Origin of the sequence: Pseudaeromonas paramecii, from assembly GCF_039540575.1 — a bacterium.
Lineage (GTDB): Bacteria > Pseudomonadota > Gammaproteobacteria > Enterobacterales > Aeromonadaceae > Pseudaeromonas > Pseudaeromonas paramecii.
This window is the reverse complement of the sequence record NZ_BAABFC010000010.1, coordinates 154,094-180,194: the sequence shown is the minus strand read 5'-3', so window position 1 is coordinate 180,194 and position 26,101 is coordinate 154,094. Positions and strand designations below refer to the sequence as shown.

The window sequence follows — 26,101 nt, the reverse complement described above, 5'->3', positions numbered from 1 at the left end:
GGCAGAGGCTTGCCAAGGACCGTACAGGCTGTCACAGTGGCCCTCGCTGTCTGATCCCCATCAATGGAGCGTCTTTCGTGTCCCGTTTACTGCTGCTGTGCTGTCTGCTGCTGTCCGCCTGTGCCAGCCTCAATCCCATCCAGGCCCCCAAGGTGCTGGTCAATTCCGTGGTGCTGCAACCCCATGCCAGCGGCCTGCCGCAACTGGCCATCAGCCTGCACCTGAGCAATCCCAACGACCGCGACTTGTCTTTGCGTGGTGCCAGCTACGATCTGTCGGTGGAGGGGCATGCCCTGCTCTCCGGTGTCGCCAACCAGTTGCCTGTACTGCCCGCCTACGGTGAGGCCGATGTCACCCTGCTGGCCCGACCCGATATGCTCGGTGCCCTGGCCCTGGCCCAGCAGCTACTCAGTGCCCCGCCCAAGGATGGCCTGGGCTACCAGCTGCATCTGGTGCTGGATGCCGGGGCCCTGCTGCCAAACATCACCCTCAATAAAGAGGGGCGCCTCGGCGGCAGCACGCGCCAATGAGCCGCGAAACCCGGCTCGGCCGAAAAAAAAAGCCTCCCGATTGGGAGGCTTTTTCATTTGCCGTCCAGCTTAGCGGCTGGCCAGTACCCGGGCGTGCAGCTCCTGCACCGAGCTGACCGTTTCGGTCTCGTCCACCGGCATGGCCATGCAGCAGGCGAAGGCCGCGTTCAGGGTGGTGGTGTAGGACACCTTGTGCTGCAGGGCGCCGCGGCGCAGCTGCTTGGAGTCCTCAATGGCCTGACGCCCCTCGGCGGTGTTGACTATGTAGGTGTACTCGCCACTCTTGATCCGGTCGAGGATGTGGGGGCGGCCTTCGTGCACCTTGTTCACCAGGCGCGGGTTGATGCTGGCTTCACCCAGGATCACCGCGGTGCCGTGGGTGGCATCCAGTTCGAAGCCCGCTTCGATCAGCTTTGAAGCCAAGTCCACCACCCGTTGCTTGTCGCCGTTGCGCACGGACAAGAGCACGCGGCCGGCACGGGGGATGGCGCTGTTGGCACCCAGCTGGGCCTTGGCATAGGCCTCAGCGAAGGTCTCACCCACGCCCATCACCTCACCGGTGGAGCGCATCTCGGGGCCGAGCAGCGGGTCGACACCGGGGAACTTGTTGAACGGCAGCACCACTTCCTTCACGGAGTAGAAGGGCGGGATGATCTCCTGGGTGAAACCTTGCGCGGCCAGGGACTGACCGGCCATCACCCGGGCGGCGATCTTGGCCAGGGGCGCACCGGTGGCCTTGGAGACAAACGGCACAGTCCGGGCGGCACGGGGGTTCACCTCAATGAGGTAGATCTCGTCGTCCTTCACGGCGAACTGCACGTTCATCAGACCGATGACGCCCAGCTCCATGGCCAGCTTGCGCACCTGATCGCGGATGCGATCCTGCACCTCGGCAGACAAGGTGTAGGGCGGCAGGGAGCAGCCGGAGTCACCGGAGTGGATACCACACTGCTCGATGTGCTCCATGATGCCGCCGATCACCACCTGCTCGCCGTCACACACGGCGTCAACGTCCACCTCGGTGGCGTCGTCCAGGAAACGATCCAGCAGCACGGGCGACTCGTTGGAAACGCTCACCGCCTCGTTGAAGTAGCGGCGCAGATCCTGCTCGTCATAGACGATTTCCATGGCCCGGCCACCCAGCACGTAGGAGGGGCGAACCACCAGCGGGTAGGTGATGCGGGCCGCCGTCTGTACCGCCATTTCGATGGTGGTGACGGTGCCGTTTTCCGGTTGCTTCAGCCCCAGGCGTTCCACGGCCTGCTGGAAGCGCTCACGGTCTTCGGCGCGGTCGATGGCATCCGGGCTGGTGCCGATGACGGGCACACCGGCCGCTTCCAGGGCGCGGGAGAGCTTGAGCGGGGTCTGGCCGCCGTACTGGACGATGACGCCCTTGGGCTGCTCGACCCGCACGATTTCCAGCACGTCTTCCAGGGTCACCGGCTCGAAGTAGAGGCGATCCGAGGTGTCGTAATCGGTGGAGACGGTCTCCGGGTTACAGTTGACCATGATGGTCTCGTAACCGTCCTCACGCAGCGCCAGGGCCGCGTGCACGCAGCAGTAGTCGAACTCGATACCCTGACCGATGCGGTTCGGACCGCCACCCAGCACCATGATCTTGTCTTTGGTGGTGGGCGCCGCCTCGCACTCCTCGTCATAGGTGGAGTACATGTAGGCGGTGTTGGTGGCAAATTCGGCGGCGCAGGTATCCACCCGCTTGTACACGGGCAGGATCTCGTGCTTGTGGCGCAGCTTGCGCACCTCGCCTTCCGCCACGCCCAGCAGCTTGCCCAGGCGGGCATCGGAGAAGCCCTTGCGCTTGAGCTGACGCAGCAGCTCGGGCGTCAGGCCGATCATGCCGCCTTCCTTGACCAGCTCCTCGAGCTTGACGATCTCTTCGATCTGCACCAGGAACCAGGGGTCAATCTTGGTCAGCTTGAACACCCCCTCGACGGACAGGCCGGCACGGAAGGCATCGGCGATGTACCAAATCCGATCGGCGCCAGCGTTTTGCAGCTCCTGGCTGATGCGGGCAAAGCTGTCGGGATCCTTGGCATCCACCATGGGGTCGAAGCCGGTCTTGCCGGTTTCCAGACCGCGCAGGGCCTTGTGCAGGGACTCCTGGAAGTTGCGGCCGATGGCCATCACCTCGCCCACCGACTTCATCTGGGTGGTGAGGCGGTCGTTGGAGCCGGCAAACTTCTCGAAGTTGAAGCGCGGTACCTTGGTGACCACGTAGTCGATGGAGGGCTCGAAGGACGCCGGGGTCTTGCCGCCGGTGATGTCGTTCATCAGCTCGTCCAGGGTGTAGCCTACCGCCAGCTTGGCCGCCACCTTGGCGATGGGGAAGCCGGTGGCCTTGGAGGCCAGGGCGGAGGAACGGGACACCCGCGGGTTCATCTCGATGATGACCATGCGACCGTCCTTCGGGTTGATGCCGAACTGGACGTTGGAGCCGCCGGTTTCCACGCCGATCTCGCGCAGCACAGCCATGGAGGCGTTGCGCATCAGCTGGTATTCCTTGTCGGTCAGGGTCTGAGCCGGGGCGACCGTGATGGAGTCACCTGTGTGGATGCCCATGGGGTCGAAGTTTTCGATGGAGCAGACGATGATGCAGTTGTCGTGACGGTCCCGCACCACTTCCATCTCGTACTCTTTCCAGCCGATCAGCGACTCGTCGATCAGCAGCTCCTTGGTGGGAGACAAGTCCAGACCGCGCTCGCAGATCTCCACGAACTCTTCCGGGTTGTAGGCGATACCGCCACCGGAGCCGCCCATGGTAAAGGAGGGACGGATGATGCAGGGGAAGCCGACCATCTTCTGTACGTCCCAGGCTTCGTCCATGTTATGGGCGATGCCGGCACGGGGGCATTCCAGGCCGATGCTGCGCATGGCCAGGTCGAAACGGTGGCGATCTTCGGCCTTGTCGATGGCGTCGGCGGTAGCACCGATCATCTCCACCCCGAACTCGGCCAGCACCCCTTGGCGCTCCAGCTCCAGGGCACAGTTGAGGGCAGTCTGGCCACCCATGGTGGGCAGCACAGCGTCCGGCCGCTCCTTCTTGATGATCTCGCGCACCACTTCCCAGGTGATGGGCTCGATGTAGGTAGCATCGGCCATCTCGGGATCGGTCATGATGGTGGCCGGGTTGGAGTTCACCAGGATGACCCGATAACCCTCTTCCCGCAGGGCCTTACAGGCCTGGGCGCCGGAGTAGTCAAACTCACAGGCCTGGCCGATGACGATAGGGCCCGCGCCCAGGATCAGGATGCTTTGAATGTCTGTACGTTTTGGCATGACTCTCTACCCTACTCTTTATGCGCGGTACGTCTTGATAAGCTCGATGAAATGGTCAAACAGCGGCGCGGCATCGTGCGGCCCCGGGCTTGCTTCCGGGTGCCCCTGGAAGCTGAACGCCGGCTTGTCGGTTCTGTGGATCCCCTGCAAGGAGCCGTCGAACAGCGACACGTGGGTGGCCCGCAGGTTGCTCGGCAAGGTTGCCTCGTCCACCGCGAAACCATGGTTTTGACTGGTGATCATCACCACATCCCGATCCAGATCCTTCACCGGGTGGTTGGCACCGTGGTGGCCGAACTTCATCTTGACTGTCTTGGCACCGGAGGCCAGGCCCAGCAGCTGGTGGCCCAGGCAGATGCCGAACACCGGGATCTCGGTGTCGAGGAATGCCTTGATGGCAGCAATGGCGTAGTCGCAGGGCTCAGGGTCGCCGGGACCGTTGGACAGGAAGATGCCGTCCGGGTTCATGGCCAGCACCTCGGCCGCCGGGGTCTTGGCCGGCACCACTGTCAGGCGGCAGCCCCGATCCACCAGCATGCGCAGAATGTTGCGCTTGGCGCCAAAGTCGTAGGCCACCACGTGGAACGGCAGTTCGGCCGGGCTAACGTGCCCCTCGCCCAGTTGCCAGCTGCCCTCGGTCCAGGGATAGGCTTTCTGGACCGTGACTTCCTTGGCCAGATCCATGCCCTTCAGACCCGGGAAGCCCTTGGCCAGCTCCAGCGCCTTGGCCTCATCCAGGTTGCGACCGGTCATGATGCAGCCGGCCTGGGCACCGGTTTCCCGCAGACGACGGGTCAGCTTGCGGGTATCGATGTCGGCGATGCCCACCACCTTGTGGCGCTTGAGGTATTCGGAGAGGGTTTCTTGACTGCGGAAGTTGGAGGCGATGAGGGGAAGGTCGCGAATGATGAGGCCCTGGGCGTGGATGCCGGTGGATTCTTCGTCTTCGCTGTTGGTGCCTGTGTTGCCGATGTGGGGGTAAGTGAGGGTGACGATCTGGCGGGAATAGGAGGGATCTGTGAGGATCTCCTGGTATCCCGTCATCGAGGTATTAAACACCACCTCCCCGACGGAACAGCCTTCTGCGCCAATCGAAATGCCCTTGAATACCGTGCCATCTTCCAACACGAGTAAGGCTGAATGAGTCAAGACGACCTCCGAGTCACTATCTGGTTCAGGTTCTGCTGCCGACGCCCACCGGTAACAGCCGACCTTTTCAGGTCACTGTGCCACCCTGTGGGCAAATTCTCGGTATTTTACACCAAATCCCCGACCTGGCAAGCCACAGGATCCGTGCGAGTGAAAAAATATTCCATATTTATGCATAGAATATCAATTGCAACCAATTGCACCACTTATCAATAAAAAAAACAAAATAAAATAAGAGCCATAGATAATTTTGACTACAAAACCGAAATTTTTGAGCAATTACAATCCATCGCACTGTTTTTACTGAATTTAGCCAACTGGATCATCGATACACCGTCGAGAAAAAACAAAAATAAACCATGGGTTTCCACTTAAAATACAAGGAATTTACAAGAAAAATGATCTTCCTGGTATTTTCACAAAAACAAGCCAACTCAATCCGCCAACCAACAAATCCTGACCAAGTAGACAACGTTTTACAGCGCCAATCCCGTCTGGGCGGCGGCGAAGAAGCCAAAAAAAACCGCCTTTCGGCGGTTTCTTCACTTCAGAGCCAGAACATCCTGCATGTCATACAGATTGGCCGGCTGGCTGGCCAACCAGGCGGCGGCCCGCACGGCGCCATTGGCAAAGGTCAGACGACTGGAGGCTTTGTGGGTGATCTCCACCCGCTCGCCAATATCGGCAAACATGGCGGTGTGCTCCCCCACCAGATCGCCGGCACGGATGGTGGCAAAGCCGATGGTCTTGCGATCCCGCTCGCCCGTGATGCCCTCACGGCCATAGACGGCACACTCCTTGAGATCCCGACCTAGGGTCTTGGCGATGACCTCCCCCATGGACAGGGCAGTACCGGACGGCGCATCCACCTTGAATCTGTGGTGCCCCTCGATGATCTCGATGTCGCTGTACTCCCCCATCACCTTGGCGGCCTGCTCCAGCAGCTTGAACACCAGGTTGACCCCCACGCTGTAGTTGGAGGCAAACACCACCCCCACCTGGGCCGCGGCATCCCGGATCTGCTGCTTGCCGGCGTCATTAAAGCCGGTGGTGCCGATGACCACGGGTTTGCCATGGGCCACGGCAAACGCCAGGGTGGCCAGGGTGGCCTCGGGACGGGTGAAGTCGATGATGATGTCAAAATCGTCCGCCACCTGGCTCAGGCTATCGGCGATCTTGACGCCATTGGCGCCCAGGCCGTTGAGCTCCCCCACGTCCAGGCCGATGACGGCCGCGCCCGGCCGCTCCAGGGCGGCTCCCAGGGTCACCCCTGGTGCATTGCTAATGGCTTCCAGCAGGGCCTTGCCCATGCGGCCCTGACAGCCCATCAGGGCGATACGGATTGGCATATCCATCTTGCTCTTTGCTCCTTGAAAACTGGCCTTGTAGTGTAGCCAGCCTGGGTGGCGATAAAAAGGCAAAAAAAAAGCCGACCACCCGGTCGGCTTCTTGGCTGGGACTTAGCCCAGGATATCCAGCAGTTCCACCTCGAACACCAGGGCGGAATAGGGCGGGATGGAGCCGGCACCGCGGGCGCCGTAGGCCAGCTCGTGGGGGATGTAGAGCTTCCAGCGGGAGCCTTGGGGCATCATCTGCAGGGCTTCCACCCAACCGGCGATCACGCCGCCCACCGGAAACTCGGCGGGTTGGCCACGATCCATGGAGCTGTCGAACACCCGGCCATCGGTGAAGGTGCCGTGGTAGTGAACCCGCACCTTGTCGTCCCGCGCCGGCTTGTTGCCCTCGCCGGCCACCAGCACTTCATACTGCAGACCGGAGTCGGTGATCTGCACCTCAGGACGCTCGGCATTGGCCTTCAGAAAGGCTTCCCCGGCGGCCACCAGATCCTTGGAACGCTCGGCCTCGGCGGCTTCGAGCTTGTCGGTCAGCTGGCGGAAGGCCTCGCCCAACTCTTCGCGGCTTACGGCGTAGGCACGATTTTCGATGGAGTCCTCGATACCCTGAGCCAGGGCAGCCAGATCCAGGCCGTCGAAGGATTGTTGAGCCAGTTGATCACCGATCTGACGACCGATGCCATAACTGGCCTTCTGTTCAATGGAAGTAAATTGGGACATGGGGCCTCCTGATAAAAGGGGCTCATCATAACAGAGGTGAGAGAGAACCGTTACCCTTGGCGGCCAGCAGGCGATACATGTGACGCTGCACCACATCAACCCCTTCCATCTGCCGGCGCTGCCGCTGACCGTCGTATTGAAAGCCCTGCTTAAGGTAGAAACGCTCCGCCGGCCGGTTATTGGCCAGCACCCACAACTCGCAGCGGCGCAGTCCCAGGGACTGCATGTCGCCCATGGCCTGCCCCAGCAAGGCGGAACCCAAGCCCTGCTGCCAATAGAAGGGGTGCAGATAGAAGGACTTGAGCTGGGCCACCCGTTTGTTCTCCGGGAACCAGTAGAGAAAGCCCGCCACCGCATCCTGCACCTGGGCCAGCAGCGTCATGCAGGGATGGGCCTTCAAGCGCTGCTGCCAGATGAGGGCCCGCTCCTGGGCCGGCCGCAGGGTCAGTACCACCTCGGGCAGCAGCCCCTGATAGGCCTGCTGCCAGCTCTCCTGCTGGATCTGCACTATGTCGTCCACATCTGCCAAGGTAGCGGGGCGCACCGACAGGCTTACTGGCATTTGGGTTGTCGTCCGGCCTGGCGAGCGGCCTGATACAGTGGCATCACCCTGGGCAAGAGTTGCTGGATGGCCTGGATGCGGGTGCCATCAGAGGGGTGGGTGGAGAGCAGCTCGGGTTGCTGTTTGCCCTTGTGGGACTGGGCCATGTTCTGCCACAGGGTCACCGCCTGCCGCGGATCGAAGCCGGCATTGGCCATCAGACTCAGCCCCAGCAGATCCGCCTCGGTCTCCTGCTCCCGGCCATAGGGCAGCAGCACCCCCACCTGCACCCCGACACCCAGCGCGGCCATGGCCGGCTGACGATAGCCGGAGGAGCCCAGGGCCATGTCTGCCGCCACCATGCCCAGGTTGGCCACCTGGCTCTGGGAGAGCCGCTCGTTGGAGTGCTTGGCCAGCACGTGGGACACCTCATGGCCGATGACGGCCGCCAGCTGATCCTGCCCCTTGGCGATACCCAAGAGACCGCTATAGACACCGATGCGTCCGCCAGGCAGGGCGAAGGCGTTGATCTGGGGATCATCAAACAGCACCACCTCCCACTGGGCGGGACGGTTGCTGTACTGGGCCGGGATCTGCTCGGTCACCGCCTTGGCCACACACTGGACAAATTTTGTCTGCTTGGCATTTTTCGACACCTTGGTCTGCTTCTTGAGCTGCTCGAAGGAGGTGAGGCCCAGTTGGGCCACATCGTTGTCGGAATAGAGCAGCAGTTGCCGGCGCCCCGTGGGGGAAGTAGAACAGGCGGCCAGGCTCAACAGCAGGAGTCCCAAACCAAATCGAAATCCCTTGTGCTTCATAACCATCCTCGCGATTGTGTCGCCGACAGCGTAAAACACAAGGTGGTCATCTGCAAAGAGAGGTAAACAAAAGAAAGGCGCCACGCGGGCGCCTTGGATGAGGGGAGATCAGTAACGGGCGGTGACCATCTGATAGGTCTTGAAGCCGCCGGTGAGGTTCTTCACCTTGAAACCCTCGTTGGCCAGCAGCCGGTAGGCCACATGGCCACGCAGCCCCACCTGGCAGCTCACCAGTATCTCCTTGTCCCTGGGCAGGCTGGCCAGTTGTCCGCGCAACTCGTCCAGCGGAATGTTGATGGCCCCTTCTATGGAGCCGTTGCTCGCCAGCTCACCCGGGTTACGCACATCCAGCACCAACTGGTCGGTACGACGGTTGAGGATCGCCTCGGTATGGCAGATGGCCAGATCGCCCTTGAGCACGTTAGATGCCACGAAGCCCGCCATGTTCACCACATCCTTGGCCGAGCCGAAGGGCGGCGCGTAGGTCAGCTCCAGCTCCTGCAGATCGTAGACGGTCAGCCCGGCCCGTTGCGCCACCGCCAGCACGTCGATGCGCTTGTCGACGCCGTCCTTGCCCACCGCCTGAGCCCCCAGGATCTTGCCGTCCGTCGGGCTGAACAGCAGCTTGAGGCTCACCGGGAAGGCACCGGGGTAGTAACCGGCATGGCTGCCCGGGTGCACATAAATCTTCTCGTAAGGCAGCCCCAGGCGTTGCAGGCTCTTCTCGTTGAGGCCCGTGCTGGCCACCGCCAGATCAAACAGCTTGCAGATAGCGGTGCCCTGGGTACGGCCGTAACGCTCGTTGCGCCCCAGCATGTTGTCGGCGGCGATGCGGCCCTGGCGGTTGGCCGGCCCGGCCAGCGGGATGAGCGCCGGCTCGCCGGTGACAAACTCCCGCTCCTCCACCGCATCCCCCACGGCAAAGATGTCCGGATCCGAGGTGCGCATCCCCTCATCCACCTTGATGCCACCGCGAGTGCCCAGCTCCAGGCCGGCCTGACTGGCCAGCAGGGTCTCGGGCTTGACGCCGATGGCCAGGATCAGCATGCCGGTATCCAGGCTATGTCCTGTGCTCAGGGCCAGGCGCAGGCCACCGCCATGGGCGGACACCCGGTTGAACTCGCCGGTGGCCTCCGGCTCGGCCGGGTCAGCATCCAGCAAGGAAACGCCGGTGAGGGCGGTGTTGAGCTTCAGATCCACCCCATGCTGTACCAGAGACTGGTGCAGCATGTTGGCCATCTCCCGGTCCACCGGCGCCATCACCTGCTCGGAGAGCTCCAGCAGGCTCACCTTGATGTTGCGCTGATGCAGCGCCTCCACCATCTCCAGGCCGATGAAGCCCCCGCCCACCACGGTGGCATGACTGGGCTGATCCCGGTCCAAGGCCGCCAGGATGCGATCCATGTCCGGAATGTTACGCAGGCTGAAGGTGTGGGGATTTTCCAGACCCGGGATGGGCGGGCGAATGGGTGCGGCCCCCGGGCTCAGCAGCAGCTTGTCATAGCTTTCTTGGTACTGCTCACCGCTGAGCAGGTTGCGCACCGTCACCCGCTTGGCGGCCCGGTCGATGCTGACCACCTCGTTGAAAGTGCGCACCTCCACGTTGAAGCGGCGCTTGAAGCTTTGCGGGGTCTGCAGCAGCAGGGATTCCCGCTGGGGGATATCGCCGCCAATATGATAAGGCAGGCCACAGTTGGCGAAGGAGATGTGCTCGCCACGCTCGAAAATGATGATTTCGGCCTGTTCATCCAGACGGCGAGCCCGCGCTGCCGCAGAGGCCCCACCGGCGACACCGCCGACAATCAGAATCTTGGTCATGCTCTCGTCCTCATCACAAAAGAAAAAATCGGGTCTTCTTGAGACCCTGCATGGGCATTAATTTAGCAATTTCTAATTTAGCATGCAATGCTTAACTGCCGGACCTACCAAGCAGGTCCACAAAGTGTAAGCTGCCTCACCCAGCTTAGACTGTCACCCAGGCCACGCTTTGGATATGCTTGAGACCTAATCTCAACCAGGGACTCTTGCCCCATGTTGTTACCCGTCCCGGCCTCGGCCAGCCCCCGCTCGCCCAGCCGCCTGCTGCTGTGGGATCACCAGCAAGCCAGCCTGGTCTCCCTGATGCCGGGTCACCCAGTGCCCTCTGCCCTGCTCCCTGAGCCGCAGCAACCCTGGCCGGCGCAACTGGGGGCGCCCTGGGCCGATCTCTTGCTGACCCTGTGTCAGGGCGGGGACGCCACCCAGCTGCTGCTGGACTTGCCCGGTGGCAGCTGGCAGCTGCAGCTGGCCCCCGGCGAGCCCCCACACTGCTTTATCTGGGCCGAGCCCCATCAGTCCAGCCAGCCCACGCTGGCCAACCTGGCCCTGCTGGAGCTGGACAAGCTGGGACAACACCTGGCACGGGGCCAGGCCCGTGCGTCTCAACTGCTGCAGGCCTTGCACCAGCTTAGCCGCTGTGATCGTCTGCTGTTGTGGCGACTGGATGACGAGACCATGACTCCGCTCCTCTGCCTGGGGGACGATACCATGCCGCCGCCCCAGAAGCTGGAGCCCCGCTATCTCAAGGCCCTGCGCCGGCGCCGTCTGTTGGGGTATTCGGATCTGCAGCATCAACCCAACCTCAGTGCCCAGCGCTATCTGCAACACGATGGCATACTGGCACGCCTCGACGGTCTGGTGCAGCTTGACGAGGCGCCGGCGGCCCTCATCACTCTGGAATACCGGCTGCTGCAACCCAGCTTCGATGCCCTGAGTTTCAACCTGCTGAGCCGCACCTGTGAGCTGATGGCGGCCAATCCGCCCCTACCCGAAGGACAAGCAGCGCCAGCCGGAGACTCCCCCTCCGCCATGCCGCTGGATATGAGCCTCACTGGCCAGCCCTGGCTGGAGGCGGTGGCCAAGTACCTGGCTGAAACCTGCCATGCCAGCTGGGTACTGATCTGTGAGCATCTGCCGGCCCTGCACCCCAGCCAGGCGCCGGAGGCCGTCAGCCTGGCCTACTACGCCCAAGGCCAACTGCACGCAGCCATCCACTTTCCCTTGAGCGATCGCCCCTGCGCCGACTTGCTGAGCCGAGGCCCGCTCTGGCTGGAGGGCGAGGCGCTGCTGCCCTATGGCCACTGCCAGCCCGCGGGGCAACCGCCTATTCAGGCCTATTATGGTTATCCATTACACGACGAGGTCGGCGCGGCGCTGGGACATGTCTGCCTGGGCTTTAGCCAACCGCGTCAGGTTCATCAGCAAGCATCGGCTCTGCTGGCCAGTCTGGCACCGCGACTGCAAGACAGTCTGCGCCTGCACCAGCTGAACCAGCGCCTGCACCTGCTGGGCGCCGCCTTCGAGCAGGCCCAGGGCATGCTGCTGGTGAACCGGCTGGGGCTCATCGAGCGGGTCAACCGCGCCTTCTCACGCTTCACCGGTTTTACCGAGGCCGAGGTGCTGGGCTGGCACATACAGCAACTGGAGGCCGAGGGGCAGACGGAGCAACTGTATGAGGCCGTCCGGCTGACCCTGACTCAGGCAGATCACTGGGAGGGACAGAGCCGGGCCCGTCGTGCCGATGGCAGCAGCTTTGCCATCCGGCTGCAGATCACCGGCATCTATCGCGCCGGACGATTGAGCCACTACCTGTGCGCCTTCGAGGACATAGAGGAGAGCCTGGCGGCCCAGTGCCAGATCGAATGGCTCGCCTACCGGGACGAGCTGACCGGGCTGTTCAATCGCCGCGGCCTGCTGGAGCAGATGACCCATGCCCTGACGCCGGAGGCAGCGCCATCCTGGGGCGCCCTGCTCATTCTGGATGTGGATCAATTCGGCAGCATCAACGACTCCCTGGGCCCGGCGGTGGGAGACGCCCTGCTGCAGGCCCTGGTGACGCGGATCCAGCAACAGGTTCCCACCCGGGCCAGTTGGGCCAGGCTGTCGGCGGATCAGCTGGCCCTGCTGCTGCCCTTGGATGCCATGACACGGGAGGCCGCCCTGGCGGAGGTGGAGGCGCAAGCCCGGTGCTTGCTGGCTCAATGCCAGACCCCCTTCGCCCTAAGCCAGTTGCAGCTGCACATCAGTTGCAGCCTGGGCGCCACCCTGATACCGCCGAGCGATCCCCCGGCCCCCCTGGATCTGCTGCAACAGGCCGAAGCCGCCAATCACAGCGCCAAGCAGCGGGCCCGGGGCAGTCTGGCCTTCTACGATCAGGCCATGGCCGAGGCGCTGCGGCGACGGTTGGCCCTGAGCAGCCTGCTGCGCGAGGCCCTGCGGGGGGAGGCCTTCGAGCTCTATTACCAGCCCCAGTATCGGGTGGCCGATGGCCAACTGGTGGGGGCCGAGGCCCTGTTGCGCTGGCAGCACGATGGCCAGTTCATCTCGCCGGCGGAGTTCATTCCGGTGGCCGAGGAGAGCAGTCTCATCTACGAGCTGGGGTTCTGGGTGCTGCGCCATGCCTGCGAGCAAGGGGTGAAGTGGCAGGCTCAGGGACTGCCGCTGAACTCCCTGTCGGTGAATGTCAGCGCCCGCCAGTTCCACCATCCCGACTTCATGGTCCGGCTGGCCAGCATACTGGCCCAGAGCACCCTGGCCCCCCATCGCCTGATGCTGGAGATCACCGAGTCGGTGGTGCTGGAAAACCTGCCGGAGACACTGTCGCGCATGGCTCAGATCAAGCAGATGGGCATCCGCCTGTCCATCGATGACTTTGGCACCGGCTACTCCTCCCTGGCCTACCTCAAGGACTTGCCGGTGGATGAGGTGAAGCTGGACCGCAGCTTCATCACCCGATTGGCGTTCGATCACAAGGACAGGGTCATGGTATCCGGCATCATCACACTCGGGCAGGTGATGGGCTTCAAGGTCACCGCCGAAGGCGTCGAGGAGGCGGAGCAACTGGCGGTGCTACATGCCCTGGGCTGTCACCAGTTCCAGGGCTATCTGCGCAGCCGTCCGCTGCCGGCCGCCGAGTTTGTCCGTCAGCTGCAGGCGGCGGATCAGAACTCGAACTTGTAGAAGAGATCCAGGGCCTGGTTCAGGCCGCTCAAGGCCTGGATATAGAGTTTGGGCATCAGCTCGAACTTGACCTTCACCTCGCTGATCGAGGTGAAGACCCCTACCCCATACTGCACCTGCAGACCCGGCATGATATAGCCGCTGATGTTCACCTGGGTATCGTCACCACTGCCGGCGGTATCCAGCGCCACGTCGGAGAAGCCCAGGCTCTCCGCCACCCCGGTGACCACGCCCCCAGCCTGACCGATACCGGCCCCCAGCAGCATGGCGGTCATCATGTCATTGCCCGAGCCCCCCGAGGCGGTGGAGCTGCGCCCCCGCAACAGATATGAGAGTTTGTCGGCCTGGGACATCTCGGGATCGGAGAAGAGCGTCACCTTGGGCGCGGTGGCCAGCCCGCTGACACGCACGCCGACCGTGACGTCTTCATCCTCCATGGCCTCCTCCGAGCGCACCGCCTCCACCGCCAGCAGGGGCTGATCCGGGTTGCCGGAGAACATCAGCTTGCCGCTACGGATCTCCAGATTCTGGCCATAGGCGCGATAGCGGCCATTGACCAGGTTGATCTCGCCGTTGAGCTGTAGGCTCTTGCCCGGCTGCTGGCTGGCCTTGAGCCGGCCCTCCAGCTGGGTTTGCAACCCCATGGCATTGAGTTTGACATCCGGCCCCAGGCGGGTGGTGACATCCAGATAGAAGGGGATGGCCGAGGCGGGCGGTTCATCACTGGTCTTGCCACGCACCACCTCCACGTCCGGCGACACCGACACCACAGAGTCGGGCAATGACTTGACCTTGATCCGGGCCCAGGGCAGGGCCAGCTGGCCGGTCAGGTGGATCTCATCGGCAAAATCCAGACGGATCTGATGATCCAGGCGTCCTCGACCGTAACCCGCCAGTCCCAGCTCCAACTGTTTACCATCCAGGGTCAGCCAGCCCCGCGGCTGCGGGCCCTGCCAATCCATCAGCCCTTGCAACTGCATCTTGCCCTTGCCCAGATTCAAGCTGCCCGACAGATCCGCCCGCGCCCCCTGGATGTCCATCTTGGCTTGCAGATCCCGCACGGCGGCGATATCCAGGTTGGTGTCCAGCTCGCCTTCGGTCAGGCTCAGCTGACCGTAAAACAGCGGCATGGTCAGGCTGCCCTCCAGCCGGCCCTGGCCGTCGATGCGCCCACGGCTGCGGTGCAGGGCATCCACCAGGGGCGCCAGCCCATAGAGCCGCAGGTTGTCCAGGGACAGGGTACCGCCCAGCTGCTGCTTACCCTGGGGATCCCGTACCTGCAGATCCACCAGGGCCTTACCCAGCACCTGGGAGAGAAAATCCAGTTTGAGGCGGGCTTGCTTGGCATCCAGACCCGCGGACAATTGCAGGGTCTGATACGCAGAGGGCACCCCATCGCTGATGATCTCCCCCGCCCCGGTCTGCACGGTGGCGGTCAAGTTCGGCACACCATTGCGCCAGGCCAGCTGTGCCTCGGCCCCCAGCTCGCTGCGCCAGCCCAGCCGCTCGGGCAGCAGCACGGCCAGGCGCTCGGTGGCGAACTTGTCCAACCGCAGCGCCAACTTGCCCTGGTCGGCTGCAAGATCCGCGGCACTCAGACACAGGCTGGCGGGATCACTCAGCCAGCACTGCTCACCCAATTGCACCCGCTGCCAGGGCGCACGGCTGGCCAGGGTGAGCGGCGCCGCCAACTGCCAGCGCCCCAGTTGGGTATCAAACCAGGCCTCGCTCAAGGCACCCTGCCAGCCCTTGGCATTGAGCCCCCCGCGCAGCTGCACCGATCCGGCCAGGGTCTTGCCGTCAAAGTCCAGCTCGAGCCGGTGTGACTTGGCATCACCGTCGACGTTAAGCTGCAGATCCTTGAGCCCCACCCCAGCAACATGCAGCCGCCCCAGGCTCAGCGCCAACTGGCCCGCATACTGGCGGGCCGGCTCCAGCTGACCGTTTAGATCCAGATCCCGCAGACTGCCGTCCGGCCAGCGCAGCCTGGCCGACTGCAGACTCACGGCCACCTTGGGTGCCTGAGCACTGCCGGTTAATGCCAGCTGTCCCGACAGGGCGCCCTCAAAACCGCTGCCCAGTATGCCCAGCTCGGGCGCCTGCAGATCGCCACTCAAGGCCCACTGTTTCTCCAGTTGACCATTGACCCTTAACCGGTTGGCGCCGCTGGCGAGGCGCAGCTCCTGCACCTGCCACTGCAGGCGGTCGTTGCCCGACACATCGCCACTCACGGCCACGGGATAGCCATTGATGCGGCCCTGCCCTGCCAGCTTGCGTAGCCCCAACTGCCAGTGGGAGCCGCTCATCTTGAACTCGCTGTGCAATCCAAGGGCGAACTGCCCCTGGAGATCGGGCACCCACGCCTGCAATCGGGTGCTGTTGAGACTCAGCTCGCCCTGCCAGTGGATCCCTTTTTGCCAGGCCAGCTTGCCACTGATGGCGGCCTGGGTCTGGTCGCTGTCCCAGGCCAGCCGGGTCAACTCTAGGCCATCCAGATTGCCCTGCAGCTGACTGCTGAGGCGCCCCTGGGGATAGCTGAGCGCCTTGATGGTGCTGCTGAGATTAGCCTCGTAGTGCTTGAGGGAGCCCTTGGCCTTGAGCCGGCCGTCACTGGCCACATAATCCGCCGCGCCGCTGAGCGGCCAGGCCAGCTGCGCCCAGTTGAGCGCCAGTGTGAAGGGCAGTTGGGCGTCCAGCGCATCCAGCTTGGCATCCAACGTGATCCCCTCGCTGCCGTCCAGCCTGGCCGTAAGCACCAAGTCTCCCAAGGAGCCCTTGGCATCCAGATCCAGGGTTCTGGCGGGCATGCCCTCCGGCAGGCCATAGGCGGTATGCAGTCCCAGCGCCAAGCTCAGCGGGTAGTCGTCGGCAAAGGTCAGGGCTCCCTTGAGCGCCACGGTCCCCTGGGGATGCTGCAGGTCAAGCTGCTGAATGGTCAGTTGGTCGCCGATAAACTGTGCGGCCAGCTGACCGCTCAACCAATCGGTATCGACGCCAGGTTGACGGTAACGCACCCGCTCCAGGCGCAAGCCGGCCAGGGAGATATCCAGCGGCAGGGTCACCGGCGGCAAGGCGATCCGCTCGGCCTGCTGCGGTTTGGTCGTAGTCTTGGCAGCGGATTGACCGGCCTTGGCCGTCACAGTGGCGGCACTGGCGGTTGTGCTCGGCAGCTTGGCCAGGGATGGCTCCCCACCGATGGTTGCGGTGGGCACGGCGGCAGAGGAGGCCCCAGATGCCCCCCCCACCATGGCGGTGCCGACCGCCGCAGTGACCAGGCCTGTGCCCTGGGCGGCGGAGGGCGCCGGCATATCCCAATCCACCGCCAGCCCCCGTAGCTGGCTGGTGCCGATATACAGATGCGAGCCCAGCCAATTGGCCGAACTGGCAAAATGATCCAGCTCCACCGCCAGTTGCGGCATGGCAAAGTGCAGCTTATCCAGTGCCAGTTGGTTCAGATGCAGGTTGAAGGGCAACACCAGTGGCCCAATGCTGGTTTCCTCCGTCACCGTCTCGGCGGATGCGGAGGCCGCCGGCGCCAGGGTCAGGCTTACCCCCTCACCGCGCAAGGCATCCACCTGCAGGCTGCCAAACAGCAGGGCACCGGGGCGCCAGCTCAGGTTCAGGCGCTGGGCACTAAATTGCACCGCCTCATCCTGCCAGCTGAGATCCTCAAACTGCCACCCCTCGGCCAGTTGCCCCGCCACCAACCGTCCCTTGAGCTGAGGCAGCTGATCGGTGGCCAGACGCCAGATCAGCTGATTGCCCACGCTGGTAAACAGCAACAGGCTCACCAGCAAGACACTCAGACACAGGAGCGCCAGTCCGGTCAGGATGAGGTTGCGCAGAGTACTCATAGCTCAGGCCCCAAGCCGAAGTGCAGGTGAAAGGGGATGTGGGTTTCTGACACGCCGAAGCCAATATCCAGTCGAATGGGCCCCACCGGACTGAGCCAGCGCATCCCCAGCCCGGTACCGATTTTCCAGGCCTCAGTGTAATCATTGGTCGCCGTCCCGACATCCACGAAGCTGGCCAGGCGCCATTTCTCTGCTACCGGGTAGGCATATTCAACACTGACGGCCGTGGTGTAACGCGCCCCGGTGAGCAATCCCTCATCGTCCACCGGTGAGATGCTCTCATAGCTAAAGCCCCGTACCGTCTGATCCCCCCCGGTGAAGAAGCGCAGCGAGGCAGGAACCGTGTCTATGGTATCCCCCAGGATGGCACCCTGCTCGGCCCGCCAGATGAGGCGATGCCCCGGCCAGGGGGTACGCAGCCACTTGGTGCGCCCCCACAACCAGCTAAAGTCACCGTCCGATCCCCAATAGTGGCTGGAGTACTGGTTCTTGAAGATGACCCTGTCCCCCCAGTCGGGATCCATGCCGCCCGTCATGCGCAGGCGGGAGACGGTGAAGCCGGGCATGAACAGCAGGCTGGAGCCGTGGCTGGAACCCTGGGTGTAGTCTTCATACTGCGTCTCAAAGAAGTAGTCCCGCTCCCAGGAGCCATGGGTCTTGGTCTGGTAGTGCGCCCCCACGGTGAGGTTGTGGGAGTTGGTGTCCTGTTGATCCGTCGCCTCGTAGCTGGTCTGCAGGCTGTAGTAGTCGTTGAGGGGATCTTGACCCGGAATGCGATAGCTGAAATTGATGTTCTGCTGTGGCGCGGAGATCTTCATCTCGGTATAGAGGCTGTGACCGTATTGATTGATCCAGGGCTTTTCCCAGGTCAGCTGCAAGCGCGGGCCTTCATCGGTGGAGGCGCCAATCCCCACCTCCACCAGATTATCACTGCGCGGAGACAGCTGGATCAGAATGGGCACCTGATGATCCGTCAGCTTGTCCATCTGTGGCTGCACATCGATCTGCTTGAAGTAACGGGTCTGGGACAGGGTCTGGCTCAGCTCCGCCAACTGCACGGCGCGATAGGGATCGCCCTGTTTGAACGCCAGCAGCGGCTGGATAAGCCGACTGGTCCCCTCCACTCCCTCGATGCGGATCTGCCCGTAGTGATACCTCAACCCTGAGTCGAAATGCAGGCTGACATCCGCCACATTTTCCCTGGGATAGACCTTGACCTTGGCCTGGGTCAGTTTGGCGTCCAGATAGCCCCGCGTCAGGGCCCGCCCCTTGAGCTGCGCCTTGATGCTCTCGTACTGGCCATGATGAAACACGGCCCCCTTCTTTAACGGAAACTGGCGCGTCAGTTCGGCAAAGCTCTCATCCTGGGTCGCCTCGCCGGTGAGCTCAAGATCCCAGTTACGAATGGTCACTGGCTTGCCCGGTTTTACCTTGACCCTCAGTAGCCCCGGATCCTGTTCATCCACCACCAGGGTCACCTCAGCCTGGTAATACCCTAAGGCCTGCAGGGCGTTCACCACGGTCTCGCGAATGGCCTGCATCCGATAGCTGACCCGATCCGGCGCTATGGTGGGCAGACTCTCCAGATAATTGACGACATTCTCCTTGGCCTCGCCCTTGAGACCGGACACCTTGAAATGCAGCGGCTGTGCCAGGGCCGGGAGACTCAGCAGTAGGATGCAACACAGACAGGCGATTCGAAACATGCTGACTCCATGACACGCCCTGACAACAGAAGGGCAATGGTCGACCCGACGCCGACATGGGACCTAAATGGTATTGATAATAAGAGCAAATGGCCAGGGAGGAAACCAGGCCATGCCCTGGCAAGCATGGCAAAGAACGTTGCGGTGACGCGCAGCTTGGCCGACAATGCGCGCCCCAACAAGGAGATTAAGCCGATGAAAGCCGCCGCCCTGCACATACTGGTCAAAACCCGCGCGGAAGCGGATGCCCTCAAGCAGAAGCTGGCCAAAGGCGCCTCCTTTGCCGAGTTGGCAAGACGGCACTCTCTGTGTCCGTCCGGCAAACGAGGCGGCGATCTGGGCGAGTTCAAGCGAGGACAGATGGTGCCCCCGTTCGACAAGGCGGTGTTTCACGGCGAACTGCTTGCTGTCCTGGGCCCCATCAAGACCCAGTTCGGTTATCACCTGATCAAGGTGCTCTATCGGGGCTGATTCGCCTTGCCATGCACAAAACAGCTGCGCAGATTGGCCTGGATGGCCCGCAGCACGTCCCGACGAGTGATGGTCCCGATGAGACGTCCGCCGTCATCGATCACAGGATAGATCTTGGGTTTTTGCTGGGTCATCTGCTGGGCCAGCTCTATGATGCTGGTATCCGGTCGCACCGTCAGCACCTCTGGCCGCATCAACTCGCTCACCTGCGCCATCTGCTCACAGTGGTAACTGGCCGACAACCCCTGGGCCAGGCAATCCTGCTCGGACAAGAAGCCCACCAACTTGCCCTGAGCATCCACCACAGGTCCGCCAGTGAGCCCACTCTCCAGCAACCGATTGATGGCCTGCTCTATGCCCATCTCGGGTCCGAACGTCACCGGCCGTGGATTCATATAATCTTTGACGCTAATGGACTCCATAAGCCCTCCTGTTGGCATAGCAACCCTTGCTCCAAGCATAGTGGAGCCACCCCAGATGTAAAAAAGCCGCCCGATGGGCGGCTTCTTCTACTTCACATCTTAGAGCTGCCGCAAGGCGGCGATGCGCTGCTCCAGCGGCGGATGGCTCATGAACAGCTCGCTCATACTGCGCTTGCCGTTGATCCCGAAGGCCATCATGCTGCCCTCCAGCTGAGACTCATGACCGCGGCGCAGTCGCTCCAGGGCGGCAATCATCTTGTCGCGACCCACCAGCTTGGCAGAGCCCGCATCGGCACGAAATTCCCGCTGACGAGAGAACCACATGACGATGATGGAGGCGATGATGCCAAACACCATCTCCAGCACAAACACCACGCCCATGTAGGCGAAGGTGCCCAGGCCATTGCCTTCCTCATCATTGGAGCGGAAGAAGTTGGAGATGACGGAGGCCACCACCCGGGCAAAGAAGATGACGAAGGTATTCACCACCCCCTGGATCAGGGTGAGGGTCACCATGTCACCGTTGGCCACGTGGCTGACCTCATGGGCCAGCACCGCCTCGGCTTCGTCCCGGCTCATGTTGTACAGCAGGCCGGAACTCACCGCCACCAGGGCCTCGTTGCGCTTGGCACCGGTGGCAAAGGCGTTCATGTCCGGCGCGTCATAGATACCCACCTCCGGCATGCCGATGCCGGCCTGCTGGGCCTGCCGCTGCACCGTACTCACCAGCCAGTGCTCCATCTCGTTGCGCGGCTGGTCGATGACCTGCACGCCATAGGCCCGCTTGGCCATCCATTTGGACATCAAGAGGGAGATAAAGGATCCGCCAAACCCAAATACAGCGGCGAACAACAGCAGGCCGCCTTGTCCTTGTACATTGATCCCGAGCAGGCCAGACAGCAGGTTCAGCACTATGCTCAGCACCAGGATCACCGCCAGGTTGGTCGCAAGGAACAACAGTACACGTTTCATGGAAACTCCTTATGGTTTCGCTACAGTCAACCTCATCATATGGGCGGCGGGCAGAATATCAAGTTAATACCATGCTAATCATTTGTAAGAAAAACAGCGCCCTAAGGCGCCATTTTCCCGAACTATCGGAGGTCAATCCAGCAGGGGGCTGATATCCAGATACTGGCCCAGATCCGACTCGTGTGGCCGGGCCAGATAAGGGATCTCCCCCAAGAAGGGCGCCGGCAGCAGGGCCTGCAGGGTATCCAGGTTCTCCTGATAATGGCTCATGCCCTGGTGGATCTGGTTGATACACCAGCCGGCCAGATTGAGGTGATCGTGACGGATGGCCTCGTAGGTGAGCATGGCGTGGTTGAGACAACCCATGCGAGCCCCCACCACCAGGATCACCGGCATGTCTTCGAACTTGACCCAGTCGGACAGGAAGTGGCCATGCCCCACCGGCAGCCGCCAGCCCCCGGCCCCCTCCACAAACAGGATATCGGCATCGGTCTGCTTCAGCTGACGCAGGCCATCGGAGAGCACATCAAAACGGATCGGCACCCCGGAGGCTTCTGCCGCGATATGCGGTGCCACCGCCGGTTCGAAGGCGTAACCCACCACCTGATCATAAGGCAGCTTGATGCTGGCGGCACGCTGCAACATCACCACATCACGGTTACACAGTCCCTCCTCCATCAGCTCACAACCCGATGCCACTGGCTTGTAACCGACGGTCCGCAGGCCGCGCTGAGTCGCCGCCTGGAGCAGAGCCATACAACTGATGGTCTTCCCCACATCCGTATCGGTTCCGGTGACGAAGAAGGTTTTGGTCATCGACGCAACACTCCATAACAAACTTCATAGGTAAGAGGCAGCAGGCCACGGCCGTTGCGCATCCTCTCATACGATAGATCCAAATGCATCAACCTCTCACGACCACCGAGGCCAACACGGTGAGCCCCATTGACCTGGTTGGCACCAATCCCCTTAAGGCTCTGCAGCAAGGCCGGCAAGTCGGCAAACTCCATGACATGCCGGCGTGGTTGCCAATGCTCCGGCACAAAGCCGGCCTGCCGGGCGGCCGCTTGCCACACCTGGCTTTCCGGGTAGGCATTCACATGTACGGCCTCATCCACCTGAGCCCAGGCTGACGCCAGCTCCCGGAGGGAGCCGGACAGCAGGGTGGTAAAAACCAGATGCCCGCCGGGCCGCAGCACCCGATACAGCTCCCTCAGCAGCCGTGCCGGTGAACTGGCCCACTGCATGGCCAGACTGGAGAAGATCAGATCCACCGAGGCTGATTGTAGCGGCAAGGCCTCGGCATCGCCGCACAGGCAGGAAACCGACGCCCGCTGCCGCGCTTGTTGCAACATGGCGTCGGAGAGATCCAATGCCAATAGATGTTGAGATAACTGTTGCAGGTTTGGCAAAAAAAAACCCGTACCACATCCCAAATCCAAGGCGGTTCCCACACTCTGCAGCGGGATCAGCGTCAGCAGATTGCGCCCCACCGCCTGTTGCAGACCGGCATGGCGGTCATACCGGCTCGACGCCCGGCCGAAACGACGGGCCAGAGCCTGTTTGTCGACGCTAGGTGCACTGTTCATGCGGTGGCCTCCGCCAGGGCTGACAACAGTCGCGCTATGTCCTCGGGCCTGTGGGCCGCGGTCAGGGTCAACCGCAGCCTGGCCTGACCCGCCGGCACGGTCGGCGGTCGAATGGCGGTAACCCAGACACCCCGTTGCCTAAGCCGCTGGGCCAAGATCAGGGCCGCCTCGCTCTCCCCCACCAGCAGCGGCTGGATGGCGGTCTGGGAGTCTCCCAGTCTCAGCCCCAACTGGGCCGCACCTTGGCGGAACAGCGCTATGTGCGCCTGCAGTTGCTCCCGCGCCCCATCGGCCTGCTGCACCCAGGCGATGGCCGCAGAGATGGCCTCCGCCTGGGCCGGCGGCAGATGGGTGCTGTAGACGTATTCCCGAGCGAAGTTGGCCAGGTAGTCCACCAGCTCCCGGGAACCCGCCACGAAAGCCCCGGCACAGCCCAGCGCCTTGCCGAAGGTGCCCATCAAGATTTGCACCTGGTTCGCCCGCATGCCCTGGGCCGCCAGGGTGCCACGGCCAGCCGCCCCCAACACCCCCAGGCCATGGGCATCGTCAATCATCAGCCAATTGCCGCTGGCCTGACTCAGGGCCACCAGTTCGCTCAGGGGCGCCTGATCCCCATCCATGCTAAACACGCCTTCGCTGATGATGAGCCCGCGCTTGGGCGCCAGCAGACGCGCCAGGTGAGCCATGTCGTTATGGGCAAAGCGCTTCATGGGAGCAGGGCTGGCCGCCCCCGCCTCCTGCAAGGAGGCGTGGTTGAGCCTGTCCTGCCACTGCAGGTGCTCCTTGCCCAACAGGGCCTTCAACACCGCCTGATTGGCGGCAAAGCCGGTGGAGAACAGCAATGCCGCCTCCACCCCCAGCCAGTCGCACAGCTGGGCCTCCAGCCGGGCATGGGGCTGGCTGTAACCCGTCACCAGGGGCGAGGCACCGGAGCCGGCCCCCCAGCGCTCCAGTCCAGCCCGCCAGGCTTGAAGTATCTCGGGTTGGCTGGCCGCCCCCAGATAGTCATTGCCGGAGAAATTGAGGTAGGCCTGCCCTTCCACCCAAATCTCGCGGCCCTGTCCCGAGTCCAGACAGATCCGTTGGCGTTTGAGCCCCGCCGCCTCCCTGGCGGCCAGGACGGACGACAGATCAAAGGGCATGCTGAGCTGTTTTCTTGGGTTGGGTGGCGTCGTAGAACAGGGGCTCGTCGGCCTCAGTCACCAGGGCTTCACGCAACGCCTGTTCCTGCATCAGATCCGGCTGCTGCTTGCCGCGGGCGGCCTCGGGACGGATCCCCAGGCGACGGAACAGCTGCTTGTCGCCATGCTCATCGGCATTGGGGGTGGTGAGCAGTTTGCAGCCGTAGAAGATGGAGTTGGCGCCGGCCAGGAAACACAGGGCCTGCATCTGATCGTTCATCTTCTCCCGCCCGGCGGACAGCCGCACATGGGAGGCCGGCATCATGATGCGCGCCACGGCGATGATGCGGATGAAGTCGAAGGGATCCACCTCGTCCGCCGACTCCAGCGGCGTGCCCTTGACCTTCACCAGCATGTTGATGGGCACGCTTTCGGGCTGCGGGGTCAGGTTGGCCAGCGCCACCAGCAGGCCGGCCCTGTCCTCGGCACTCTCCCCCAGGCCTATGATGCCGCCGGAGCAGACCTTCATGCCCGCCTCACGGACATGGCTCAGGGTATCCAGTCGATCCTGGTAGGTACGGGTGGTGATGATGTCGCCGTAAAATTCCGGCGAGGTGTCCAGGTTGTGGTTGTAGTAATCCAGTCCGGCCTGGGCCAGTCGCTGAGCCTGATCGGCGGTGAGCATGCCAAGGGTCATGCAGGTCTCCAGCCCCATGGCCTTGACCTCTTCCACCATGCGCAGCAGGTAGGGCATGTCCCTGTCTTTGGGGTTGCGCCAGGCGGCGCCCATGCAGAAGCGTGACGAGCCGGCCGCCTTGGCCTCCCGCGCCCGCTCCAGCACCTTTTCCACCTCCAGCAGCCGCTCCGCCTCCAGCCCGGTCTGATAGCGGGCACTTTGGGGGCAGTACTTGCAGTCTTCCGGGCAGGCCCCCGTCTTGATGGACAGCAGGGTGCTGACCTGCACCTCGTTGGCATCGAAATGCTGACGGTGTACCTGTTGGGCACTAAACAGCAGATCGTTGAAGGGTAAGGCAAACAGGGCCTGGACTTCCTCCCGGCACCAGTTATGGCGGATGGCAGATGACATGATGAGGACTCTTGTGATGTTGAACTTGGCCAGTCTAAGGCCAGCCGGTATCCTGTCAATCATTAGGCCAATAAGATGATTTACGTTCGATTATTTTATGCTCGATTATACCTTTGACCGCCAACATATCTGGCATCCCTACACCTCCCTGACCCACCCCCTGCCCACCTATGGCATAGCCCGGGCAGAGGGCGTACATCTGTATCTGGAAGACGGGCGCCCCCTTGTGGACGGCATGTCCTCCTGGTGGGCCTGCCTGCATGGCTACAACGTGCCGGAGCTCAACGCCGCCGCCACCGACCAGCTGGGCAAGATGGCCCATGTGATGTTCGGTGGCATCACCCATGAGCCTGCCATTGAGCTGTGCCGCAAGCTGGTGGCGCTAACCCCGGATGGGCTGGATCGGGTGTTTCTGGCGGACTCGGGCTCGGTGGCAGTGGAGGTGGCCCTCAAGATGGCGCTGCAGTACTGGCAAAGCCGCGGCACCCCTCGGCGGCGCTTCGTGGCCCTGCGCCAGGGCTACCATGGCGACACCTTCGGTGCCATGAGCGTGACGGATCCCGAGGGCAGCATGCACCGGCTCTACCGGGGCTTCGTGGCCGAGCATTACTTTGTCCCCGCCCCGCCGGTGGCCTTCGATGCTCCCTGGGACCAGGCCGCCATGATGCCGCTGACCCAGCTGCTGGCCCAGCAGCACAGCGAGATCGCCGCCCTGATCCTGGAACCTATCGTCCAGGGGGCCGGCGGCATGCGCTTTTATCATCCCGAGTACCTGCGCCAGGCCCGCGCCCTGTGCGATGAATACGGCATACTGCTCATCGCCGACGAGATCGCCACCGGCTTTGGCCGCACCGGCAAGCTGTTCGCTTGCGAGTGGGCCGGCATCCGCCCCGACATCCTCTGTCTGGGCAAGGCGCTGACCGGCGGCTACCTGACCCTCTCCGCCACCCTGACCACCCAGGCGGTGATGCAGCAGATCTGTGACGGCGAAGCCGGGGTACTGATGCATGGCCCCACCTTCATGGCCAACCCCCTGGCCTGCGCCGTGGCCAATGCCTCGCTGGATCTGCTGCTGGCCTCCCCCTGGCAGGAACGGGTCGCCAGCATAGAGGCCCAGCTAAAACGGGAGCTGACCGCCTACACCGACCATCCCCAGGTGGCCGCCGTGCGGGTGCTGGGGGCCATTGGCGTGGTGGAAACCAAGACGCCGCAGGATCAGGCCCGCCTGCAGGCCTGCTTAGTAGCGCAAGGGGTCTGGATCCGCCCCTTTGGCCGGCTCATCTACCTGATGCCGCCCTTTATCATCCAACCCGACGAACTGAGCTTGCTCACCCGGGCCATCGGCGTGGCGCTGGATACACGGTAGGCCGTCCGCCAGCGCGGGCCAGCCTGCCCGCCAAGGCCACAGTCCTGTCGCAAGACAGTGGCCTTGGCGGACTATCGCGCATAAAATAGCCCCTTCGCCCCACCG

General features: G+C 62.9%; 19 protein-coding genes. 4 read left to right on the top strand and 15 right to left on the bottom strand.

What is annotated here, in order from left to right; translation table 11 throughout:
* Positions 1 to 77 precede the first annotated feature (77 nt).
* Complete coding sequence (locus ABD847_RS08045) at positions 78 to 530, top strand: LEA/WHy family protein (protein ID WP_345011783.1); 453 nt, start codon at positions 78 to 80, stop codon at positions 528 to 530.
* Positions 531 to 599: 69 nt separating this feature from the next.
* Here ABD847_RS08045 and carB read toward each other — a convergent pair whose 3' ends face one another.
* The 7 genes from carB to ABD847_RS08010 form a co-directional block, all read right to left on the bottom strand.
* Positions 600 to 3,827 carry a carbamoyl-phosphate synthase large subunit gene (gene carB, locus ABD847_RS08040; RefSeq protein ID WP_345011780.1) on the bottom strand — a complete coding sequence of 1,076 codons (3,228 nt, stop codon included), beginning with the start codon at positions 3,825 to 3,827 and terminating at the stop codon, positions 600 to 602.
* An 18-nt stretch (positions 3,828 to 3,845) separates the two neighbouring features.
* Positions 3,846 to 4,976, bottom strand: a complete 1,131-nt coding sequence (carA, locus tag ABD847_RS08035) for a glutamine-hydrolyzing carbamoyl-phosphate synthase small subunit (protein ID WP_345011778.1) — start codon at positions 4,974 to 4,976, stop codon at positions 3,846 to 3,848.
* Between the two features lie 542 nt (positions 4,977 to 5,518).
* Complete coding sequence (dapB, locus tag ABD847_RS08030) at positions 5,519 to 6,331, bottom strand: 4-hydroxy-tetrahydrodipicolinate reductase (protein ID WP_345011776.1); 813 nt, start codon at positions 6,329 to 6,331, stop codon at positions 5,519 to 5,521.
* Positions 6,332 to 6,436: 105 nt separating this feature from the next.
* On the bottom strand, positions 6,437 to 7,051 hold the full coding sequence (gene bamJ, locus ABD847_RS08025; RefSeq protein ID WP_345011774.1) for a BamJ family beta-barrel-assembly machinery protein: 615 nt from the start codon (positions 7,049 to 7,051) through the stop codon (positions 6,437 to 6,439).
* Between the two features lie 25 nt (positions 7,052 to 7,076).
* Positions 7,077 to 7,613 carry a GNAT family N-acetyltransferase gene (locus tag ABD847_RS08020; protein ID WP_345011772.1) on the bottom strand — a complete coding sequence of 179 codons (537 nt, stop codon included), beginning with the start codon at positions 7,611 to 7,613 and terminating at the stop codon, positions 7,077 to 7,079.
* Entirely contained in the window at positions 7,604 to 8,410 is an 807-nt protein-coding gene (locus tag ABD847_RS08015) for a M48 family metallopeptidase (RefSeq protein ID WP_345011770.1), read from the bottom strand. The genes ABD847_RS08020 and ABD847_RS08015 overlap by 10 nt, the downstream gene beginning before the upstream one ends.
* Before the next feature lie 108 nt (positions 8,411 to 8,518).
* Positions 8,519 to 10,228 (bottom strand): FAD-dependent oxidoreductase, encoded by a 1,710-nt coding sequence (locus ABD847_RS08010; protein ID WP_345011768.1) that lies wholly within the window; start codon positions 10,226 to 10,228, stop codon positions 8,519 to 8,521.
* 213 nt (positions 10,229 to 10,441) lie between these two features.
* Here ABD847_RS08010 and ABD847_RS08005 point away from each other — a divergent pair, with 213 nt between their 5' ends.
* Positions 10,442 to 13,408 (top strand): putative bifunctional diguanylate cyclase/phosphodiesterase, encoded by a 2,967-nt coding sequence (locus tag ABD847_RS08005; protein WP_345011766.1) that lies wholly within the window; start codon positions 10,442 to 10,444, stop codon positions 13,406 to 13,408.
* On the opposite strand, the gene tamB is transcribed toward ABD847_RS08005, so the two are convergent.
* Both tamB and tamA read right to left on the bottom strand, forming a co-directional pair.
* Complete coding sequence (tamB, locus tag ABD847_RS08000) at positions 13,390 to 17,262, bottom strand: autotransporter assembly complex protein TamB (protein WP_345011764.1); 3,873 nt, start codon at positions 17,260 to 17,262, stop codon at positions 13,390 to 13,392. The genes ABD847_RS08005 and tamB overlap by 19 nt on opposite strands.
* Positions 17,259 to 18,968, bottom strand: coding sequence for an autotransporter assembly complex protein TamA (tamA, locus tag ABD847_RS07995; RefSeq protein WP_345011762.1), 1,710 nt, complete (start codon positions 18,966 to 18,968; stop codon positions 17,259 to 17,261). Before tamA ends, tamB begins: the two co-directional genes overlap by 4 nt.
* Positions 18,969 to 19,163: 195 nt before the next feature.
* Here tamA and ABD847_RS07990 point away from each other — a divergent pair, with 195 nt between their 5' ends.
* Positions 19,164 to 19,439 (top strand): peptidylprolyl isomerase, encoded by a 276-nt coding sequence (locus tag ABD847_RS07990; protein WP_345011760.1) that lies wholly within the window; start codon positions 19,164 to 19,166, stop codon positions 19,437 to 19,439.
* Here ABD847_RS07990 and ABD847_RS07985 read toward each other — a convergent pair.
* From ABD847_RS07985 to bioB, 6 genes are all read right to left on the bottom strand, one after another.
* The gene (locus ABD847_RS07985; protein WP_345011758.1) at positions 19,427 to 19,861 is read right to left on the bottom strand and encodes a CBS domain-containing protein; all 435 of its coding nucleotides are present in this window, start codon (positions 19,859 to 19,861) and stop codon (positions 19,427 to 19,429) included. The genes ABD847_RS07990 and ABD847_RS07985 overlap by 13 nt on opposite strands.
* Before the next feature lie 99 nt (positions 19,862 to 19,960).
* Positions 19,961 to 20,833: a protease HtpX gene (gene htpX / locus ABD847_RS07980; protein WP_345011756.1), complete on the bottom strand. Its 873-nt coding sequence runs from the start codon at positions 20,831 to 20,833 to the stop codon at positions 19,961 to 19,963.
* Positions 20,834 to 20,965: 132 nt separating this feature from the next.
* Positions 20,966 to 21,649, bottom strand: a complete 684-nt coding sequence (gene bioD / locus ABD847_RS07975) for a dethiobiotin synthase (protein ID WP_345011754.1) — start codon at positions 21,647 to 21,649, stop codon at positions 20,966 to 20,968.
* Positions 21,646 to 22,422, bottom strand: coding sequence for a malonyl-ACP O-methyltransferase BioC (gene bioC / locus ABD847_RS07970; protein ID WP_345011752.1), 777 nt, complete (start codon positions 22,420 to 22,422; stop codon positions 21,646 to 21,648). The genes bioD and bioC overlap by 4 nt, the downstream gene beginning before the upstream one ends.
* Entirely contained in the window at positions 22,419 to 23,564 is a 1,146-nt protein-coding gene (gene bioF, locus ABD847_RS07965; protein WP_345011750.1) for an 8-amino-7-oxononanoate synthase, read from the bottom strand. Before bioF ends, bioC begins: the two co-directional genes overlap by 4 nt.
* A complete protein-coding gene (gene bioB / locus ABD847_RS07960) occupies positions 23,554 to 24,630 on the bottom strand; it encodes a biotin synthase BioB (RefSeq protein WP_345011748.1) in 1,077 nt (358 codons plus the stop codon). The genes bioF and bioB overlap by 11 nt, the downstream gene beginning before the upstream one ends.
* Positions 24,631 to 24,727: 97 nt before the next feature.
* Between bioB and bioA the strand changes: the two genes are divergently transcribed.
* A complete protein-coding gene (bioA, locus tag ABD847_RS07955; RefSeq protein ID WP_345011746.1) occupies positions 24,728 to 25,996 on the top strand; it encodes an adenosylmethionine--8-amino-7-oxononanoate transaminase in 1,269 nt (422 codons plus the stop codon).
* Positions 25,997 to 26,101: the final 105 nt, after the last annotated feature.

What these genes read in the sequence shown, in the direction of transcription:
- bioB (WP_345011748.1), bottom strand. Translation starts at nt 24,630, where the DNA reads ATGTCATCTGCCATCCGCCATAACTGGTGCCGGGAGGAAGTCCAGGCC.
- bioC (WP_345011752.1), bottom strand. Translation starts at nt 22,422, where the DNA reads ATGAACAGTGCACCTAGCGTCGACAAACAGGCTCTGGCCCGTCGTTTC.
- dapB (WP_345011776.1), bottom strand. Translation starts at nt 6,331, where the DNA reads ATGGATATGCCAATCCGTATCGCCCTGATGGGCTGTCAGGGCCGCATG.
- ABD847_RS08015 (WP_345011770.1), bottom strand. Translation starts at nt 8,410, where the DNA reads ATGAAGCACAAGGGATTTCGATTTGGTTTGGGACTCCTGCTGTTGAGC.
- ABD847_RS07990 (WP_345011760.1), top strand. Translation starts at nt 19,164, where the DNA reads ATGAAAGCCGCCGCCCTGCACATACTGGTCAAAACCCGCGCGGAAGCG.
- ABD847_RS08020 (WP_345011772.1), bottom strand. Translation starts at nt 7,613, where the DNA reads ATGCCAGTAAGCCTGTCGGTGCGCCCCGCTACCTTGGCAGATGTGGAC.
- bioF (WP_345011750.1), bottom strand. Translation starts at nt 23,564, where the DNA reads ATGCCCTTTGATCTGTCGTCCGTCCTGGCCGCCAGGGAGGCGGCGGGG.
- htpX (WP_345011756.1), bottom strand. Translation starts at nt 20,833, where the DNA reads ATGAAACGTGTACTGTTGTTCCTTGCGACCAACCTGGCGGTGATCCTG.
- tamA (WP_345011762.1), bottom strand. Translation starts at nt 18,968, where the DNA reads ATGTTTCGAATCGCCTGTCTGTGTTGCATCCTACTGCTGAGTCTCCCG.
- carB (WP_345011780.1), bottom strand. Translation starts at nt 3,827, where the DNA reads ATGCCAAAACGTACAGACATTCAAAGCATCCTGATCCTGGGCGCGGGC.
- bioD (WP_345011754.1), bottom strand. Translation starts at nt 21,649, where the DNA reads ATGACCAAAACCTTCTTCGTCACCGGAACCGATACGGATGTGGGGAAG.
- bamJ (WP_345011774.1), bottom strand. Translation starts at nt 7,051, where the DNA reads ATGTCCCAATTTACTTCCATTGAACAGAAGGCCAGTTATGGCATCGGT.
- ABD847_RS07985 (WP_345011758.1), bottom strand. Translation starts at nt 19,861, where the DNA reads ATGGAGTCCATTAGCGTCAAAGATTATATGAATCCACGGCCGGTGACG.
- ABD847_RS08005 (WP_345011766.1), top strand. Translation starts at nt 10,442, where the DNA reads ATGTTGTTACCCGTCCCGGCCTCGGCCAGCCCCCGCTCGCCCAGCCGC.
- bioA (WP_345011746.1), top strand. Translation starts at nt 24,728, where the DNA reads ATGCTCGATTATACCTTTGACCGCCAACATATCTGGCATCCCTACACC.
- ABD847_RS08010 (WP_345011768.1), bottom strand. Translation starts at nt 10,228, where the DNA reads ATGACCAAGATTCTGATTGTCGGCGGTGTCGCCGGTGGGGCCTCTGCG.
- tamB (WP_345011764.1), bottom strand. Translation starts at nt 17,262, where the DNA reads ATGAGTACTCTGCGCAACCTCATCCTGACCGGACTGGCGCTCCTGTGT.